The following is a 16,270-nucleotide window of genomic DNA, read 5'->3' on the forward strand; positions in this document are numbered from 1 at the left end:
GCCTGACACATGAACGGGGCCTCGCGGCCCCGTTTTCTTATGGTGCGATGGCCGTCTTTCGCGACGCTGCGCGAGGCTTCAAGCCGCGACGCTGTGGAGGAACTGGTCGACTGTCGAGCGCAGCCGCAGCGCCTGGGCCGCGACTTCGCCGGCCGCTCCGCGGACCTCCGCCGCCGAGCGGCCGGTCTCCTCGACCGAATCGGCGAGCACGCTGAGATCGCTCGACACCGACAGCGCCGAGGACGACGCCATCGCCACGCCCGACGCGATCTCGCCGGTGGCGATCGCCTGCTGCTCGATCGAGACCGCGACCGAATTGGCGAAGTTCTCGATCGCGCTCATGCGCTCCGCGATGTTCTGGATCGAGCCGACGACCTGCCCGGTCGCACTCTGGATCGCGCCGACCTGCGCGACGATCCGGTCCGTCGCATCGGCCGTCTGCGAGGCCAGGCTCTTGACCTCCGAGGCGACGACCGCGAAGCCGCGACCGGCATCCCCGGCGCGGGCCGCCTCGATGGTAGCGTTGAGCGCCAGCAGGTTGGTCTGGGCGGCGATGTCGCGGATCAGGTTGACGACCTCGCCGATCGCGCGAGCCGTCTCGTCGAGCGCGCGCACGGAGGTCGCAGTCTCGCGCGAGATCGAAGCCGCCTCGACGATTTCGGTGCGGACGCGGCGGATCTGGAATTCGACCTCGCGGATCGCGGCGCCCATCTCTTCGGCGGCCTGCGCTGCGCTCTCGACATTGCCGGAGGCGCCGTGGGCATTGTGGGCAGCCCGCGCGGCGCGGCCGGAGGATTCGGCCGCGACGCGGGCGAGACCGTCGGAGGCCTCGCTCATGCGATCGGCATTGCTCTTGAAGGCTTCGAGCGCGACGCCGACCTCGCCGCGAAACAGGCCGATCGCCTCGTCGACGCGCTGCTGGTGCAGGCTGCGTTCAGCCTCGGTGACATGTTGTTTTTCCTGCAGCGCGGCGCGCTCGGCCAGGCGCAGCTTGAGGATGCCGAGCGCATGGGCGATCGCGCCAATCTCGTCATGGCGGGTCAGCGCGTCGATCGGCGTGTCGAGCTGGCCGTCGGAGATGCTGACGATGGCCCGGGTCATGCTCTTGAGCGGCTTCATCGTCCGCGACAGAGAGAACCAGAGCAGCGGCCCCAGAATCATCAGGATCAGCACACCGAAGGCGATGGTGGCGGCCTGCTCGAAGCCGGCGCGCGCCAGCAGCCGGGACTTGTCGAAGCGCAGCGCGACATAACCGATCTGCTTCTGGTGCCCCCCCACGCGGACGACATGCAGCTTGGTGATGTAGGTGGCGTCCTCGACCTGGGCAGAGGCGACGTCCTTCAAGATCTCCCAGGGCTCGCGGCCGAACAGGGCGGTGACGGTGCGCGGCGTCATGGCCAGCCGCGCGTCCTCGGTGCGACCGGAACTCGCCAGCGCCGACAGGTCGTCGGCGACGAAACCGGCCTCGAAATCGGGGTCGCGCTGCAGCGAGGCCAGAATGTAGCCCAGCGTGTTGGTGTCGCGCGCCAGGATCAGGGACGGCGCCGCATTGACGACCATCAGCACGAGCGAGTTCATCTTCTGCTGGAGGTCGTCGCGCGTCTTGGCGTCGTTGTAGCGCGCGGCCGCAAACACCACGAGCATGATGGCGAGCGCGACGGTCGCGACAGCCGCAGCGGCGATCTTGCTGCCGAGCGAGCGGCCCCATGTCCGGGACCTCGGGAGTGCCTGCGCAGCGGAATCTGTCCTGTCCGCTCGCTTCATCCAGCTCATGGCACGCGATATCCCCGAAACCGTCTCGGCGGAAGCGCCGCCGCGAACAAAGTCCACGGGCAAGCTGCCAGAGTTTGGTAAAGAATCGATTGCGCGGCGCGCCGCTCAGCGCAGCTGCGAGAACCGAACCATCGGCAATCCGACCGGCGCGAAGGCCATCAGCGCGGCATGCTCGACCGGCCGCGTCGCAATCACGGGATCGAGCCCGGCGAGCTCGTCATCGACGAAACCGGGATGGCACATCACGAGATGGGCCCTGCCCGGACGCAGCAGGAAGCGCTGCAGATCGGCCCCGAAATCCCGAGCCGGATCGAACGGCGCGACGCCCGCAAAGCCGCGATTGACCGGGATGCCCCGGCGCAGGGCCGCCTGCCGGAAGCCCAGGGCCAGCGCCGCGATCGTTAAAGCCTTGCCGATTGCGATGCCGCGCGCCCGGATCGCGGCCGCCGAATCGGCGGGGTCGCGCAGATAGACGCGGCCGGCGGCGTAGCGGCGCGTCACCGCATCGAGCAGGCTGCGGCGGACGCCTGGCAGGACATGGACGTGCTGGTGGCCGTCGATGAAATCGGGCGCCCGCCCCAACCTGTCCTCGAAGGCGTCGAGCTGGCGGGCGATCTCGTCGGCGATCTCGCGCCGTGCCGTCGGCGAGGTCGCGCCCGCCCGCGCCAGATCGCGCAATGCGGGCAGTTCCCCGCCCGGCGCAAGCCGCGGCATCCCGCCCAGCGGCGCAGCGCAGGTCAGGTTGAGATGCAGGCCGAGATCGGCCTTGTCGGCGAGCGCTCCGAAATCCCTCGCAAAGGCCGGCCAATGCGGCCGGTTGGTCATCGCGCCGGCCGCCGAGAGCTTGCCGGCCTCCAGCAGCGCCAGGATCGAGCGGCTGACGCCCGCGGTCAGGGCGAAGTCGTCGGCGCATAAAACAAATCCGCTCGCCATCCCGGTTTGTTGTCCTCTGTTCAGGCGTCATGCGCTAAAAGCGCGACAGCTTTACGGTTCTATGCAGGCCGCGTCATCCCGGCGCCGTCCCGGTCTCCGGACGGATGTCGCACGCGGCGCTGCCGAGAGGTCGATGTGTCCGTGTCCGAGACGCCAGCCCCCGCCGCGCCGCGCGCGCCCGCCAGCCGGCCCGAACTGTCGATCGTGGTGCCCGTCCACAACGAGGCGGACAATCTGCCGTTGCTGGTCGAGCGCCTGAAGCAGGTCCTCGACGGCGCGGTGACCTCCTGGGAGCTGGTCTGCGTCGACGACGGCAGCCGCGACGGCTCCCTGGCCGTGCTGAGGCTGCTGGCGGCGCAGGACCGGCGCGTCAGCGCCGTCTCGTTCAGTCGCAATTTCGGCAAGGAGATCGCCATCGCCGCGGGGCTCGACCACGCTTCGGGCGACGCGGTGGTGATCATGGATGCCGACCTGCAGCATCCGCCGGAGACAATCCTGCTCTTCCTGGAGAAATGGCGCGAGGGCTACCTCAACATCTATGGCCAGCGCTCGGACCGCGACGGCGAAACCCGGCTGAAGCGCAATTTCGCCAAGGTCTTCTACCGGCTCTTCGCCCGCTTCGGCGAGACCGAGCTGCCGGAGGGGGCCGGCGATTTCCGCCTGCTCGACCGCAAGGTCGTCGATGCGCTGCGGGCGTTGCCGGAGCGGGCGCGCTTCTCGAAGGGCTTGTATGCCTGGGTCGGCTTCCGCTCGACCGGGGTCTCCTTCGACGTCGCCGAGCGCGAACACGGCGTCTCGAAATTCCGCTACCGCACGCTGTTCTCCTTCGCCTTCGACGGGCTGTCGTCCTTCTCGACCGTGCCGCTCAAGATCGCGACATGGGCCGGCGTCATGATCGCGCTGATGGCGGCGCTGACGGCGCTGTTCTTCGTGCTGCGCACGCTTTTCTTCGGCACCGACCTGCCGGGCTTCCCCTCGCTGATCGTCTCGATCATGTTCTTCTCGGGCATCCAGCTCGTCTCGCTGGGGATGATCGGCGAGTATGTCGGGCGCATCTTCGCGGAGGTGAAGCGCCGGCCGCTCTATCTCATCGGCGAGCGCGTCGGTTTCGACGCCCGCACCGTCGACCACCCGCGCGGCGACGCGCTGCCGCCGCTGATCCGGTAGACGCTGGCGCTCCGATCTGGGATGTAGGCGGCATCGTTGATTGCCGGTCCCTGCCGACACCCACCGTCATCCCGGACAAGCGGCAAAGCCGCGCTGATCCGGGATCAATTCCGGAACGCTGATCGCAAAGGTTCCGGAATGGATCCCGGGTCTCCGCTTCGCTCCGCCCGGGATGGCCGCGCGGTGGTTGTGAGAAAAGTCGTCACGCCCTGATGCTTCGCAAAATCCTCTCCGTCGGCGGCTTCACCCTGCTCTCGCGGCTTTCGGGCTTCGTGCGCGACATCGTGCTGGCCGCCGTTCTCGGCGCGGGCGCGATGATGGACGCGTTTTCGGTCGCGCTGCGGCTGCCCAACCATTTCAGGGCGATCTTCGGCGAGGGCGCGGTCAACCAGGCCTATATCCCCGCCTATGCGCGCATCCGCGAACAGGGCGGCGAGGCAGCGGCGGCGCTGTTCTCCAACCGCGTCTTCAGCCTGAACCTGATCGTGCAGCTCGGGCTGGTGGCGATCGCTCTGCCCTTCATGCCGGAGATCGTGCGCCTGCTGGCGCCGGGCTTCGCGAATGATCCGCTGCGTTTCGATCTCGCGGTTTCGCTGACGCGGATCACCTTTCCCTATCTGCTCTTCATCACGCTGGTGACGCTGCTCTCGGCCAATCTCAACGCGGTCGATCGCTATGCGGCGGCAGCCGCGGCGCCGATCCTGATGAATCTCTGCCTCGTCGCGGCGCTCGCCGTTGCCTTCCTGTTTCCGAACGCCGCCTATGCCGCCGCCTGGGGTATGGCGGCGGCCGGCGTGCTGGAATGGCTGCTGCTGGCTTTCGCCGCACGACGCGCCGGCGTTGCGGCCGCCCTGACACGACCGCGGCTGGACGCCGATGTGAAGAGCTTCTTCAAGGCGTTCGGGCCCGCCGTCATCGGCTCGGCTGGCGTGCAGATCGCGCTCTTCGCCGACACCATCATCGCCTCGCTGCTGCCGGCGGGCGCCTATGCGGCGCTGTATTATGCCGAGCGGCTGTACCAGCTCCCGATCGGCGTGATCGCGATCGGCGTCGGCACCGTGCTGCTGCCGACGATGAGCCGCCTGATCGCGTCCGGCGACGAGGCGGCCTCCGACCGCGCGCAGAACCGGGCCATCGCGCTGACGGTGGTGGCGGCAGCGCCCTTCGCGGCGGCCTTCCTCGCCATCCCCGAGCTGATCGTCTCGGCCCTGTTCGAGCGCGGGCGCTTCGATGCAGCCGCGAGCCAGGCGGCGGGCGCTGTGCTGCTGGCCTATGCGGTGGGCCTGCCGGCGATTGTGCTCATCCGCACGCAGCTCTCGACCTTCCAGGCGCGTGGCGATACCACCACGCCGATGCTGGTGTCGCTGGCCGCCATCGGGGCCAATGTCGCGCTCAAGCTCTTGTTGTGGCGCGATTTCGGCGCGCCGGGCCTGGCGTTGGCGACCGCAGCCGGCGCCTGGATCAATGTCGCGACGCTGTTCGTGCTCGGCATCCGGCGCGGCTGGGCGCGGCCGGATCCGCGACTGGGCACGCTGATCGCCGTCGCGGTGCTGGCCGCGATCCTTGCGGGGTTTGCGGCCCGTTATGCCGCCCCAGCGCTCCTGGCAGCGCTTTCCGGTCTGGCGTTCCAGCCGCGGCTGGTCGCGCTCGGGCTGGTCGGCCTGGGGGCTGCGACGCTTTACGGCGTCGTTCTGGCCGCTGGGCTCAAGGCCACAGGGACGCTGCGGCTGTTGCGGTAGGGCTCAGATCACGATGATGTCGCTCGAAAACACGGCGTCATCCTGGACAAGCCGCGAAGCGGCGCAGCTCCGAGATCCATCATAGGGCACCGACGAGCCCTGTGATGGATCCCGGGTCGACCTGCGGTCGCCCAGGATGACGGCTGTGTTTCCGAGTGAAGTTATCATCAACCCAGCAGGCCCCGCGCCCGCTTGCCCAGCAGCACCGCCGCCTCGTCGACCATGCGCGCGACGATCTCGCCGGCCCCCGGCACGTCGGCGACCAGACCCACCGCCTCGCCGACGATGACGGCGGCGTTGTCGGGATCGCCGGCCGCGAAGGCGTCGCGATAGGCCGGTGCCTCCTGCTCGATCGCCGCCTTCAGCGCCTCGTCGCGGCCGGCCCAGCGTGCGGTGAAGGCATTGGCGGCCACACGGATGTCGAAGGGTTTTGGCCAGTCGAGCCGGCGGGCGATGTCGGGCAGCGAGGTCCGAACCGTGCCGTCGCCGGTGGCCGCCAGGGCCGCCTCCTGCTGCCTGGCATGGACCAGCGCCTCGCGGCTCGCCCAGAAGCGGGTGCCGACCAGCACGCCGTCGGCGCCCAGCATCAGCGAGGCCGCGAGCCCGCGGCCATCGGCGATGCCGCCCGCCGCGAGCAGCAGCGTCTCGGGGCTCTGGCGCGCCAGCAGATCGGCGACCTCCGGCACGAAGGGCAGCGTCGCACGGCGGTGGCCATGGCCGCCCGCCTCGCCGCCCTGCGCGACGATGATCGCGGCACCCGCATCAAGCGCCTGGCGGACATGGTCGAGCGACTGGCACTGGCAGATCAGCGGGATGTCAGCCGCCGCGATCTCGGCGGCGAAGGGGGCGGGATCGCCGAAGGAGAGCATCAGCGCCGCAGGACGATGCGCGAGCGCCGCCGTCAGCAGATCCGGCTGTTTCGCCAGCGACCAGGTGATGAAGCCGCAGCCGATGCGGGTGTTGCCGGCCTGCCCGAACTCCTGTTCGAGCCAGGCCCCATCGCCATAGCCGCCGCCGATCAGGCCCAGCCCCCCGGCCCGCGTCACGGCCGCCGCGAGCGCCCCGCCCGCCGCCAGCGCCATCGGCGCCGACAGGACGGGGTGCTCGATGCCCAGTTGCCGCGTCAACCTGGTGACGAGGCGCGCCATGGTCCTCAGACCTTCGCGCTCTTGGCGAAGTCCATGTAGAGCTCGCGGGCCCTGGTGTAGAGCGGGCCGGGCTGGAGCTGGCGGCTGTCGATGCGGCCCACCGGCACGACCTTCGAGTAGTTGCCCGAGGAGAAGATCTCGTCGGCCTGTTCGAAATCGCTGTAGCGCAGGCTGGCTTCCTCGACCGTGACGCCATCCTGGCGCAGCAGACCGATGACGCGCTGGCGGGTGATGCCGTTCAGGAAAGTGCCATTGGGGATGGGCGTCTTCACCACGCCGTCCTTGGCGAGGAAGATGTTGGAGGTCGCGGTCTCCGCGACGTTGCCGAGCATGTCGAGCACCAGCGCGTTGTCGAAGCCGGCGGCCTTGGCGGCGCGCAGCGTGCGGGCGTTGTTCGGGTAGAGGCAGCCGGCCTTGGCGTCCGTCGGGGCCGTCTCGACCGTCGGGCGGCGGAAAACGCCTTGCGTCACCGAAAGACCGTTCGCGGGCAGGCCCATTGGCGCCTCGAACAGGCACAGGCAGAAGCGCGTCGAATCCTCGTCCGGGATGATGGTCGAGACGCCGTCGGCCTCGGCCCAGTACATCGGCTTGATGTAGAGGGCCGTCCCGCCGCCGAACTTCCTGATGCCCTCATGCGCCTTGGCGATGATCGTCTCGGCGGTTTCCGTCGGCTTCAGGCCGAGCGCGGTGGCGGAGCGGTTTACGCGGGCAGCGTGCAAAGCGAGATCAGGCGCGACGCCGTCGAAATAGCGGGCGCCGTCGAAGACCGAGGAGCCCTGCCAGGTCGCGTGGCTGCGCGGCCCCATGATCGGCGGGTTGCCCTCGTGCCACTCTCCCTCGAACCATGTCCAAGTCTGCGAATACCAGGCCATCAGGCGCTCCTGCTGTACAATCGACGTGGCGCGCACCGTCTGCCCCGGGCCTTCCTTCGTCAACATGCAGCCCCGCACAACCCGATGACGGGATGTGATGGAAGCGATCGGTGTGGGTGATGGATCAAAACCCCAACGCGCGCAGGGCGGCGATGACGCTCATGCCGACGACCAGCGCGAGCAGTTCGTTGCGACGCAGGATCATGCTGCCCATCGCGGCCAGCAGCGCGATGCCGGCCGCCAGCCCGAGCCGCTCGATCAGGGGCAGGACGGTGGCGGCGATGATCGAGCCCGGTAGGGCGGCCAGCCCGCGGCGGACATGGGGCGTCAGCGGGATGAAGCCCATCAGCACCACGCCGGCGATGCGGCAGAGATAGGTCGCCACCGCCATAGCGAGGATGGCGATAAGGGCCCCCCAGGCGCCGGGATCAGGCAGCGTCATTGCTGAAGGCCCCCACGATCGCGCCCGACAGCGACCCGACGATGATGAAGGCATAGCCATCGACCAGCTTGGCCGTGACCAGCGCCACGAGCCCGGCGACGACCCAGGGCACGGCCGCCCGCCGGCCGCGCCACAACGGCACGATCATCGCGGCGAAGAAGATCGGCATGACCAGATCGATGCCGAAGGCGCGCGGGTCCGAGACCAGCGCGCCCAGCCCATAGCCCAGCCCGGTGAACAGGATCCAGACCACCCAGAGCAGGAGCCCCGCGCCGATCAGCACGCCGAGATCGCGCCCGCCCTCGGCCCGGTAGCGCGTGCCGATGACCCAGTTGGCGTCGGTGAAGAAGAACAGATGGAAGGCGTTCAGCGCCCTGGGATAAGCCGCAAACCAGGGCTGCAGCGACGCGCCCTGGAGGATCATCCGCGAATTGACGGTGGCCGTGACCACGGCGAGGCCCATGATGGCGCCCCAGCTCCACTCCGGCCGCCAGAGCTCCATCGCGACGAGCTGGGAGATGCCGCCATAGACCAGCGCGCTCATCAGCAGCGTCTCGACCAGGCTCAGGCCCTTGGCGGCGGCTGCCGCGCCGAAGGCGACCGCGAAGACCACGACGCCGGGTACCAGCACCAAGACCTTGCGCATGCCCAGGCGCATGCCGGCCGCGCTCGTCTGTGCCGGGGCTTCCTCCATGAACCCGTTCTCTCCCTGTGCGCGGGCCTGTCGCGGCCCGTACTTGCGCCGCCTCGCCGAGAGCGGGCGACGGATGACCCTTCCAAGGCCGAAGTGGGCCGCAGGTCAACGCCGCCGGGCGGGTTGGCCACATGAGCCTGGCACAGGGCGGCGCCAGGGCGATGGCGAGCGCCCCGGCAGTGGCCTATCCTGCCGCGATGAACTGGCTTTCTTCTCCCGACGCCATCGCCGCCCGCCTCCCTGCCGTCTGGCTCGTGGCGACGCCGGAGCGGCCCGCGACGCTGCCCGAGCGATCCGCGCTGCGACGGGGCATCGGAGCGCGCATCTTGGCGCGGCAGCTCGGCCTGCCGCGTGAAGCGGTCACGATCAGCCATGACGCGCGCGGACGGCCCCTGGTCGAGCAGCCGCGCGGGAGCGGGCTGCATCTCTCGCTCGCGACCCGGGCCGGGCTTGTCGCCGTGGCGCTCGCCCACCGGCCCGTCGGCGTCGACGTCGAGGCCGTGGACGAAACTGCTTCCCCGCCCATGAACGTCCTACATCCGGACGAACGGGCCTGGCTTCTCGCCCAGCCGCCGGAGAGCCGAGCGGTGGCCTTCGCGCGCCTCTGGAGCGCGAAGGAAGCCTATGTGAAGGCGCTGGGGACGGGCTTCGCGCAGGCGCCGGAGAGTTTCGCCGTCGCGATCTCGCAGGACGGCGCGTTCACGGTGCGTGACGGGGCCGCGACCGCGAGCGGTTTCAGCCGCACCATTGAAAACGGCGGCCAGGAGATCCTGGCCGCCGCGATGATCGTTCTCGACTGAGACCCCGTCGGTCAGCCCGCCCTGGCGGCGTGCCTCTGCTTCAGGACATAGGCCACGGCGCAGACCAGGGCGGCACCGATCACCGAGGTGACATAGTGCGGCATGTTGGCGGGCGCGATGCCGATGGCGCTGACTTCCGGCGGCACGGGCTTCACCCAGGTCGGCATGTTGACCTGCAGCCATTGCAGCACGGCGATATCGCCCAGGATCATTTCTGCCGCGATCCAGCCGAGCAGGGCCGCGCCGATCCAGATCAGGATCGGATAGCGCGTGATGATCGTGGTGAGGAACTGCGCGCCCATGATGATCAGCGGAATCGAGAGCAGCAGGCCGAAGATGAACAGTTCAGGGTGTCCGCGCGAGGCGGCGGCGATCGCGATGACGTTGTCGAGGCTCATCACCGCATCGGCGATGGCGATGGTGCGCACCGCCTGCCAGAGCGTGGTGCCGCCATCGATCTCGGCATGGGATTCATCCTCGCCCATGGCGAGCTTGACCGCGATCCAGAACAGCAGCAGGCCGCCGATCACCTTCAGATACGGCACCAGCAGCAGATAGGTCACGACCAGCGCGAAGATGATGCGCAGACCGATCGCCGCCGAGGCGCCGAGCCAGATGCCGACCTTGCGCTGCTTCTCGGGCAGCGAGCGGCAGGCCAGCGCGATCACGACCGCGTTGTCGCCCGACAACAGCAGGTCGATCCAGATGATCTGGAGCAGCGAGACCCAGAATGTGGAGGATGAAAAATCCATCGGTCGGTCAGTTCCTCATGCCTTCGGGCGTTGCGCCCCCTGTGACCCAAAAGAGCCGATCAACGCAAGGGGCAAGCGCTGAAAACAAGCATCATCTGCGAGCCCCCTGCGCGTAACGGCGCGGCGGCTCGCAGGTTCCGGTACGTCAGCCGAGCGCCTGCTCGACCGCCTTGCCGGCGGCTTCCGTACCGAGCGCGCCGCCGAGATCGCGCGTGCGGGTGCGCGCATCGCCGAGTGCCCGCTCGATGGCGGCCTCGATGCCCTTGGCGGCTTCGGTCTCGCCGAGATGGTCGAGCATCATCGCCGCCGACCAGATCTGGCCGATCGGGTTGGCGATGCCCTGGCCGGCGATGTCGGGCGCCGAGCCATGCACCGGCTCGAACAGGGAGGGATAGTCGCCGGTCGGGTTGATGTTGCCCGAGGGCGCGATGCCGATCGTGCCGGTGCAGGCCGGGCCGAGGTCGGACAGGATGTCGCCGAACAGGTTGGAGGCGACGACAACGTCGAACCGGTCCGGGTTCAGCACGAAATGCGCGGTCAGGATGTCGATATGGTACTGGTCGACGGCGACGTCGGGGTAGTTCTTCGCCATCTCCTTCACCCGCTCGTCCCAGTAGGGCATGGTGATGGCGATGCCGTTCGACTTGGTCGCCGAGGTCAGCTTCCGGCGCGGGCGGCGCATGGCGAGTTCGAAGGCGTATTTCAGCACGCGGTCGACGCCGACACGGCTCATCACCGTCTCCTGCATGACGATCTCGCGCTCGGTGCCGGCATACATGCGGCCGCCGACGGAGGAGTATTCGCCCTCGGTGTTCTCGCGGACGACGAAGAAGTCGATGTCGCCGGGCTTGCGGCCGACGAGCGGGCCGGGCACACCCGGCATCAGCCTGACAGGACGCAGATTGACGTACTGGTCGAATTCGCGCCGGAACAGCAGCAGCGAGCCCCAGAGCGAGATGTGGTCGGGCACCTGGGCGGGCATGCCGACAGCGCCGAAGAAGATCGCGTCATGCCCGCCGATCTGGTCCTTCCAGTCGTCGGGCAGCATCTTGCCATGCTTGGCGTAGTAGTCGCAGGAGGAGAAATCGAACTCGTCCAGCCGCAGCTCGAAGCCGTATTTCTTCGAGGCCGCCTCGAGGATGCGCAGCCCCTCCGGCATCACCTCCTTGCCGATGCCGTCCCCGGCGATGGCGGCGATGCGATAGACGCGGTTGGTACGGCTCATGACTTGTCTCCGAAGAAGGCGATAAATTCGGCAGCGACGAGATCGGGGATCTCCTCGGCCAGATAATGCCCGCCGGGCAGGCTGCGGCCTTGGACGTTCTCCGCGCGCAGGCGCCAGAGCGCCAGCGGATCGAAGCACTTGCCGATGATGCCGTTCTCGCCCCAGAGCGCGAGCAGCGGCTGCGTCAGCTTGCGGCCGCCATCCTCGTCGTCATGGCGGATGTCGATGGTGGCGGCAGCGCGATAATCCTCGCAAGAGCCATGGATGGTCCGCGGATCGGCAAAGCAGCGCAGATATTCCGCCAGCGCCTCGGGCGCGAACGGCTTCAGGCCCGCGGCGCCGGAGCCGCATTTCTTGCGCCAGTAGGCCGTCGGATCCGCCCCGATCATCTTCTCCGGAAAGGGCGCCGGCTGGATCAGGAAGAACCAGTGCCAATAGGCGCGGGCGAAGGCGTCGGTGGTGCCTTCATACATCTCGCGCGTCGGCGCAATGTCGAGCGTGGCGAGCCTGGTCACGCGCTCGGAATGGTCGAGCGCCAGGCGATGGGCGACGCGGGCGCCGCGGTCATGCGCGCCGACCATGAAACGCTCATGGCCGAGCGACGTCATGACCTGCGCCATGTCGAGCGCCATGGCGCGCTTGGAATAGGGGAAGTGCTCGGCGTCGGTCAGCGGCTTGTCGCTGTCGCCATAACCGCGCAGATCGGCGCAGACCAGGGTGAAGCGGTCCTTCAGGCGCTCCGCCAGCTTGTGCCAGAGCACATGGGTCTGCGGATAGCCGTGGAGCAGCAGCAAAGCCGGCCCCTGCCCGCCCGTGCGCACCCGGACGCGCGCGCCCGACGTGGAAACGTCGAGCAGGCGGAAGCCGGGAAAGAGGCTGTCGGCGACGGGGAGATCGGTGAGGGCCATGGGCGCCACTTCGGGGTCATGCAATAGGAAGCGCGTACGCTGAATCCCGGGGGATTGCGCGCAGCGATTATTACACAATCCAGATCAATGGTGGTGACGCGTCATTCTCGGGCTGCGCCACGCGCAGACCCGAGAATCTCAGGACGAGAGAGGGCTGGTTTCCGAGATGCTCGGGTCAAGCCCGAGCATGACGCTGCCCCTACCCCCGCAGCGCCGCGCCGTAGCGCTTTGCCATCTCCGCCACGATCCTGGCGCCCACCGCCTCGATCTCGGCCTCGGTCAGCGTCTTCTCGACCGGCTGGAGCGTGACCGCGAGCGCGACCGACTTCTTGCCGGGTTCGACGCCAACGCCTTCGTAGAGGTCGAAGACCGAGACGTCAGAGATCAAAGCGCGGTCGGCGTTCTGGGCCGACTTGACCATCTCGCCGGCGGCGGTTGCCTTATCGACGATGAAGGCGAAGTCGCGCGTCACCGGCTGGAAGCCGGACAGGCTGAGCTTCGGCTTGACCTTGGTCGGCTTGAACTTCGGCAGCGGCAGCGCGTCGAGATGGATCTCGAAAGCGACCAGCGGGCCCTTGACGTCGAGCGCCTTGAGGATGCGGGGATGAACCTCGCCGAAGGCGCCGATCACGCCCTTGGGGCCGAAGCGCAGCGTCGCCGAACGGCCGGGATGGGCCCAGTCCGGCCCGCCGGGCACGATCTGGAGACCGCCCGTCGGGACGCCGAGCCCCGACAGCAGCGCCATCACGTCGGCCTTGGCGTCGAAGGCGTCGACGGCTTGCGCCGCGCCGTCCCAATGCCGGCCGGCGCCGTCGAGCTTCGCCGTGCCCCGGCGCAGGCCGGCGGCGGCGATCAGCTGGCCTTCCGGCTGGTCGCTCTGGAAGATCTGCCCGACCTCGAACAGCGCGACATCGCCCTGCCCGCGATCGGCATTGGCCTGGGCCGCGCGGATCAGGCCGGGCAGCAGCGAGGGCCGCATATCCGAGAGATCGGCCGCGATCGGATTGGCGAGCACGAGCTGGCGGGAGCCGCCGCCGAACAGCTTCGCCTGGTCGTGCGAGATGAAGGACCACGTCACGGCCTCGACCATGCCGCGGCTGGCGAGCAGGCGCTTGGACGAGCGGGTGCGCTTCTGCAGCACGGTAAGCACCGGCTTGATCACCTCGCCGGTGATGCGCGGCAGCGGCGTCGCGACGACGCGATCGAGCCCGGCGATGCGCAGGATCTCCTCGACGAGATCGGCCTTGCCGCCGATATCGGCGCGCCAGGAGGGGGGCGCGACCTTGACCCGCTCGCCCGGCCCCGAGACATGGAAACCCAGCGAGGTCAGCGCCAGTTTCATCTCGACGACCGGCAGATCGAGCCCGGTCAGCCGCTTGACCTCGGCCCAGGGCAGATCGATCGCGCCCGGGCTTTCGGGCAGTTCGCCGGCGAAGACCATCTGCGAGGCTTCGCCGCCGCAGAGGTCGATGATCATCGCGGTCGCGAGATCGAGGCCCGGCCGGCAGAAATCGGGATCGACGCCGCGCTCGAAGTGGTAGCGCGCATCCGAGGTGATGCCGAGCGCGCGGCCCGAGCGAGCGATGTTGAGCGGGTCCCACAGCGCGCTCTCGACCAGCACGTCGGTGGTGCCCTCGTCGCAGCCCGAGGCCTCGCCGCCCATGATGCCGGCGATCGATTCCACGCCGGCGTCGTCGGCGATGACAACCTGCTCGTCGCTCAGCGTATAGGTCTTGCCGTCGAGCGCGACGATGGTTTCACCGGCTCGCGCCCGGCGCACGACGAGATCGCCCTTGACCTTGGCGGCGTCGAAAACGTGAAGCGGCCGGTTGCGGTCGAGCGTCATGAAGTTGGTGATGTCGACCAGCGCGTTGATCGGGCGCAGGCCGACGGCGCGCAGCCGCGCCTGGAGCCATTCCGGCGAGGGCCCGTTCCTGACGCCCCGCACCAGCCGCAAGCCGAAGGCCGGGCAGAGCGCCTTGTCATCGGCGGCGAAATCGAGCCGGACTTCGACCGGGCATGGAAAGGAACCGCGAACCGGCAGGATCGACGGGGATTTCAGCTTGCCGAGATCGACGGCGGCGAGATCGCGCGCGATGCCGGCGACGCCGAGCGCGTCAGCCCGGTTGGGCGTCACGGCAATCTCGATGACCGGATCGCTGAGGCCGGCATAGGCGGCGTAGGACTGGCCGACGGGGGCATCGTCGGGCAGGTCGATGATGCCGTCATGGTCCTCGGAGAGCTGCAGCTCGGCGGCCGAGCAGAGCATGCCGTTGGATTCGACGCCGCGGATGACGCCCTTGCCGAGCGTGATGTCCTTGCCGGGAATATAGGTGCCGGGCGGGGAGAAGACGCTCTTCATGCCGGTGCGGGCATTGGGCGCGCCGCAGACGACCTGCACGGGCTCACCCGCGCCGGTGTCGACCATGCAGACGCGCAGGCGATCGGCATTGGGATGCTGCTTGGCGTCGATCACATAGGCCACGGTGAAGGCGGCGAGCGCCTTGGCCTTGTCCTCGATGCCCTCGACCTCGAGCCCGACGCGGGTCAGGGCCTCAGTGATGGCCTCGACCGTGTCGGTCGTGTCGAGATGATCCTTCAACCAGGACAGGGTGAACTTCATGAGCGTCCGTCACTTCTCGTCATTGCATGGGACATCGGGGCCGGCGCGGCGTTGAGCTCGTCCTCCCCGTCCGTCTTGATCTTCATGGCGTTGCCACGCCAGCTCACCTCGCGGGCGACGAAGGCATAGGCCCAGACGCCGGGAAAGATGATGTCGCGGATCAGCAGCGCCAGCGGCATGCGCCAGGAGCCGTACCAGCCGACGCCGCGCGCGAACGCCAGTTCGCCAGCGTACCAGGGCAGCAGAACCAGAACGGGCGCAAGCCAGGCAGACCACCCGAAGGCCGGCAGCGCGATGGCCGCCGCCAGCACCGCCAGCAGCGGGCCGGACAGGATTTCGGGCATGAAGAAGGGCAGGAAGGTGACGCGCCGCAGCCGCGCCCAGCGGAACTGGCGCTGGACGACGTCATGCAGGCTGCGCTGCCCTAAAGGCTGCTCGAAGGGCTGGCCGACGAGGTGGACATGCTTGCCGGCGCGGCGCACGAGCTTCGTCGCCGCCGCATCCTCGGCGATCTCCTCGCCGAGAACGGCGATGCCGCCCTGGGCGTCGAGGAAGGGCTTGTTCCAGAGCATCGACTTGCCCTGGGCGAAGCCGAAGCCGCAGGCCTCGCCCGCGAACTGCCAGCGCGCCTGGAAGGTGTTCAGGAAGGCGCATTCCAGCTCGGACCAGAAGCCGAACGGCCGCGAGCCCACCGGCGTCGAGCAGACGAGCCCGGTCTCCTCCCCCCAGGAGGCGAGCATGCGCTGGATGTAATCCCTGGGCATCAGCACGTTGGAATCGGCGAGGATGACCCAGTCGGTCTGCGCCGCCTCCCAGCCCTTGACGCAGTTGTTGAGCTTGGGATTGGCGCTGACCGGCACATCGCCGGTCACCAGCTGCGCGCGATCGGCGCCATAGCGCCCGATCAACTCCTCGATCAGCGGCACGATCGGATCGTCCGCATCGGCAACGGCGAAGATCGTGACGTAGTCGGGATAATCCAGTTCGAGCCCCGAGATCGCGGTCTCGCGGCTGAAGGCCTCGATGCCGCGCAAGGGGCGCACGATCGTCACCGGCGGCAGCGCGTCGAGCAGGGCCGTGCGCCGATCCTTGCGACGCAGGCGCACGAGCGCGATCGCCTGGCAGAGCAGGTTCGTGGCGACGAGAAACGCCGCAAACAGCCCCGCCACGGCCGCGAAGCTCATCGCGTCACCC

Annotated in this window: 14 protein-coding genes; 3 read left to right on the forward strand and 11 right to left on the reverse strand. The window is 68.8% G+C overall.

Going from position 1 to position 16,270, the window contains the following annotated elements; all coding sequences use genetic code 11:
• Nucleotides 1-78: 78 nt before the first annotated feature.
• Nucleotides 79-1,773: a methyl-accepting chemotaxis protein gene (locus Q8S38_RS11695; RefSeq protein WP_305680605.1), complete on the reverse strand. Its 1,695-nt coding sequence runs from the start codon at nucleotides 1,771-1,773 to the stop codon at nucleotides 79-81.
• Nucleotides 1,774-1,878: 105 nt separating this feature from the next.
• Complete coding sequence (locus Q8S38_RS11700; RefSeq protein ID WP_305680606.1) at nucleotides 1,879-2,706, reverse strand: ChbG/HpnK family deacetylase; 828 nt, start codon at nucleotides 2,704-2,706, stop codon at nucleotides 1,879-1,881.
• Nucleotides 2,707-2,847: 141 nt separating this feature from the next.
• Here Q8S38_RS11700 and Q8S38_RS11705 point away from each other — a divergent pair, with 141 nt between their 5' ends.
• Both Q8S38_RS11705 and murJ read left to right on the forward strand, forming a co-directional pair.
• Nucleotides 2,848-3,873: a glycosyltransferase family 2 protein gene (locus Q8S38_RS11705; protein ID WP_305680607.1), complete on the forward strand. Its 1,026-nt coding sequence runs from the start codon at nucleotides 2,848-2,850 to the stop codon at nucleotides 3,871-3,873.
• Between the two features lie 212 nt (nucleotides 3,874-4,085).
• Nucleotides 4,086-5,612, forward strand: coding sequence for a murein biosynthesis integral membrane protein MurJ (gene murJ / locus Q8S38_RS11710; protein ID WP_305680608.1), 1,527 nt, complete (start codon nucleotides 4,086-4,088; stop codon nucleotides 5,610-5,612).
• Between the two features lie 167 nt (nucleotides 5,613-5,779).
• On the opposite strand, the gene Q8S38_RS11715 is transcribed toward murJ, so the two are convergent.
• From Q8S38_RS11715 to Q8S38_RS11730, 4 genes are all read right to left on the reverse strand, one after another.
• Nucleotides 5,780-6,760 (reverse strand): NAD(P)H-dependent flavin oxidoreductase, encoded by a 981-nt coding sequence (locus Q8S38_RS11715; protein ID WP_305680609.1) that lies wholly within the window; start codon nucleotides 6,758-6,760, stop codon nucleotides 5,780-5,782.
• Nucleotides 6,761-6,765: 5 nt separating this feature from the next.
• Complete coding sequence (locus tag Q8S38_RS11720) at nucleotides 6,766-7,632, reverse strand: branched-chain amino acid aminotransferase (RefSeq protein WP_305680610.1); 867 nt, start codon at nucleotides 7,630-7,632, stop codon at nucleotides 6,766-6,768.
• A 124-nt stretch (nucleotides 7,633-7,756) separates the two neighbouring features.
• Complete coding sequence (locus Q8S38_RS11725; protein ID WP_305680611.1) at nucleotides 7,757-8,074, reverse strand: AzlD family protein; 318 nt, start codon at nucleotides 8,072-8,074, stop codon at nucleotides 7,757-7,759.
• The gene (locus Q8S38_RS11730; protein ID WP_305680612.1) at nucleotides 8,061-8,768 is read right to left on the reverse strand and encodes an AzlC family ABC transporter permease; all 708 of its coding nucleotides are present in this window, start codon (nucleotides 8,766-8,768) and stop codon (nucleotides 8,061-8,063) included. The genes Q8S38_RS11725 and Q8S38_RS11730 overlap by 14 nt, the downstream gene beginning before the upstream one ends.
• 131 nt (nucleotides 8,769-8,899) lie before the next feature.
• On the opposite strand from Q8S38_RS11730, the gene Q8S38_RS11735 reads away from it, so the two are divergent.
• Nucleotides 8,900-9,568, forward strand: coding sequence for a 4'-phosphopantetheinyl transferase family protein (locus Q8S38_RS11735; protein ID WP_305680613.1), 669 nt, complete (start codon nucleotides 8,900-8,902; stop codon nucleotides 9,566-9,568).
• A gap of 11 nt (nucleotides 9,569-9,579) precedes the next feature.
• On the opposite strand, the gene Q8S38_RS11740 is transcribed toward Q8S38_RS11735, so the two are convergent.
• From Q8S38_RS11740 to Q8S38_RS11760, 5 genes are all read right to left on the reverse strand, one after another.
• The gene (locus tag Q8S38_RS11740) at nucleotides 9,580-10,320 is read right to left on the reverse strand and encodes a TerC family protein (protein ID WP_305680614.1); all 741 of its coding nucleotides are present in this window, start codon (nucleotides 10,318-10,320) and stop codon (nucleotides 9,580-9,582) included.
• A 145-nt stretch (nucleotides 10,321-10,465) separates the two neighbouring features.
• A complete protein-coding gene (locus Q8S38_RS11745; protein WP_305680615.1) occupies nucleotides 10,466-11,545 on the reverse strand; it encodes a tartrate dehydrogenase in 1,080 nt (359 codons plus the stop codon).
• The gene (locus Q8S38_RS11750; protein ID WP_305680616.1) at nucleotides 11,542-12,453 is read right to left on the reverse strand and encodes an alpha/beta fold hydrolase; all 912 of its coding nucleotides are present in this window, start codon (nucleotides 12,451-12,453) and stop codon (nucleotides 11,542-11,544) included. The genes Q8S38_RS11745 and Q8S38_RS11750 overlap by 4 nt, the downstream gene beginning before the upstream one ends.
• Before the next feature lie 199 nt (nucleotides 12,454-12,652).
• Complete coding sequence (gene pheT, locus Q8S38_RS11755; RefSeq protein ID WP_305680617.1) at nucleotides 12,653-15,076, reverse strand: phenylalanine--tRNA ligase subunit beta; 2,424 nt, start codon at nucleotides 15,074-15,076, stop codon at nucleotides 12,653-12,655.
• Entirely contained in the window at nucleotides 15,073-16,260 is a 1,188-nt protein-coding gene (locus tag Q8S38_RS11760; protein WP_305680618.1) for a ceramide glucosyltransferase, read from the reverse strand. The genes pheT and Q8S38_RS11760 overlap by 4 nt, the downstream gene beginning before the upstream one ends.
• Nucleotides 16,261-16,270 lie beyond the last annotated feature (10 nt).

The organism is Allobosea sp., assembly GCF_030695125.1.
In the GTDB taxonomy this organism is placed as follows: domain Bacteria; phylum Pseudomonadota; class Alphaproteobacteria; order Rhizobiales; family Beijerinckiaceae; genus Allobosea.

Excerpts from the sequence above, each read along its gene's own strand:
- Q8S38_RS11735 (WP_305680613.1), top strand. The coding sequence starts at position 8,900 with ATGAGCCTGGCACAGGGCGGCGCCAGGGCGATGGCGAGCGCCCCGGCA.
- Q8S38_RS11750 (WP_305680616.1), bottom strand. The coding sequence starts at position 12,453 with ATGGCCCTCACCGATCTCCCCGTCGCCGACAGCCTCTTTCCCGGCTTC.
- Q8S38_RS11725 (WP_305680611.1), bottom strand. The coding sequence starts at position 8,074 with ATGACGCTGCCTGATCCCGGCGCCTGGGGGGCCCTTATCGCCATCCTC.
- murJ (WP_305680608.1), top strand. The coding sequence starts at position 4,086 with ATGCTTCGCAAAATCCTCTCCGTCGGCGGCTTCACCCTGCTCTCGCGG.
- Q8S38_RS11730 (WP_305680612.1), bottom strand. The coding sequence starts at position 8,768 with ATGGAGGAAGCCCCGGCACAGACGAGCGCGGCCGGCATGCGCCTGGGC.
- Q8S38_RS11700 (WP_305680606.1), bottom strand. The coding sequence starts at position 2,706 with ATGGCGAGCGGATTTGTTTTATGCGCCGACGACTTCGCCCTGACCGCG.
- Q8S38_RS11740 (WP_305680614.1), bottom strand. The coding sequence starts at position 10,320 with ATGGATTTTTCATCCTCCACATTCTGGGTCTCGCTGCTCCAGATCATC.
- Q8S38_RS11760 (WP_305680618.1), bottom strand. The coding sequence starts at position 16,260 with ATGAGCTTCGCGGCCGTGGCGGGGCTGTTTGCGGCGTTTCTCGTCGCC.
- Q8S38_RS11720 (WP_305680610.1), bottom strand. The coding sequence starts at position 7,632 with ATGGCCTGGTATTCGCAGACTTGGACATGGTTCGAGGGAGAGTGGCAC.
- pheT (WP_305680617.1), bottom strand. The coding sequence starts at position 15,076 with ATGAAGTTCACCCTGTCCTGGTTGAAGGATCATCTCGACACGACCGAC.
- Q8S38_RS11715 (WP_305680609.1), bottom strand. The coding sequence starts at position 6,760 with ATGGCGCGCCTCGTCACCAGGTTGACGCGGCAACTGGGCATCGAGCAC.
- Q8S38_RS11695 (WP_305680605.1), bottom strand. The coding sequence starts at position 1,773 with ATGAGCTGGATGAAGCGAGCGGACAGGACAGATTCCGCTGCGCAGGCA.
- Q8S38_RS11745 (WP_305680615.1), bottom strand. The coding sequence starts at position 11,545 with ATGAGCCGTACCAACCGCGTCTATCGCATCGCCGCCATCGCCGGGGAC.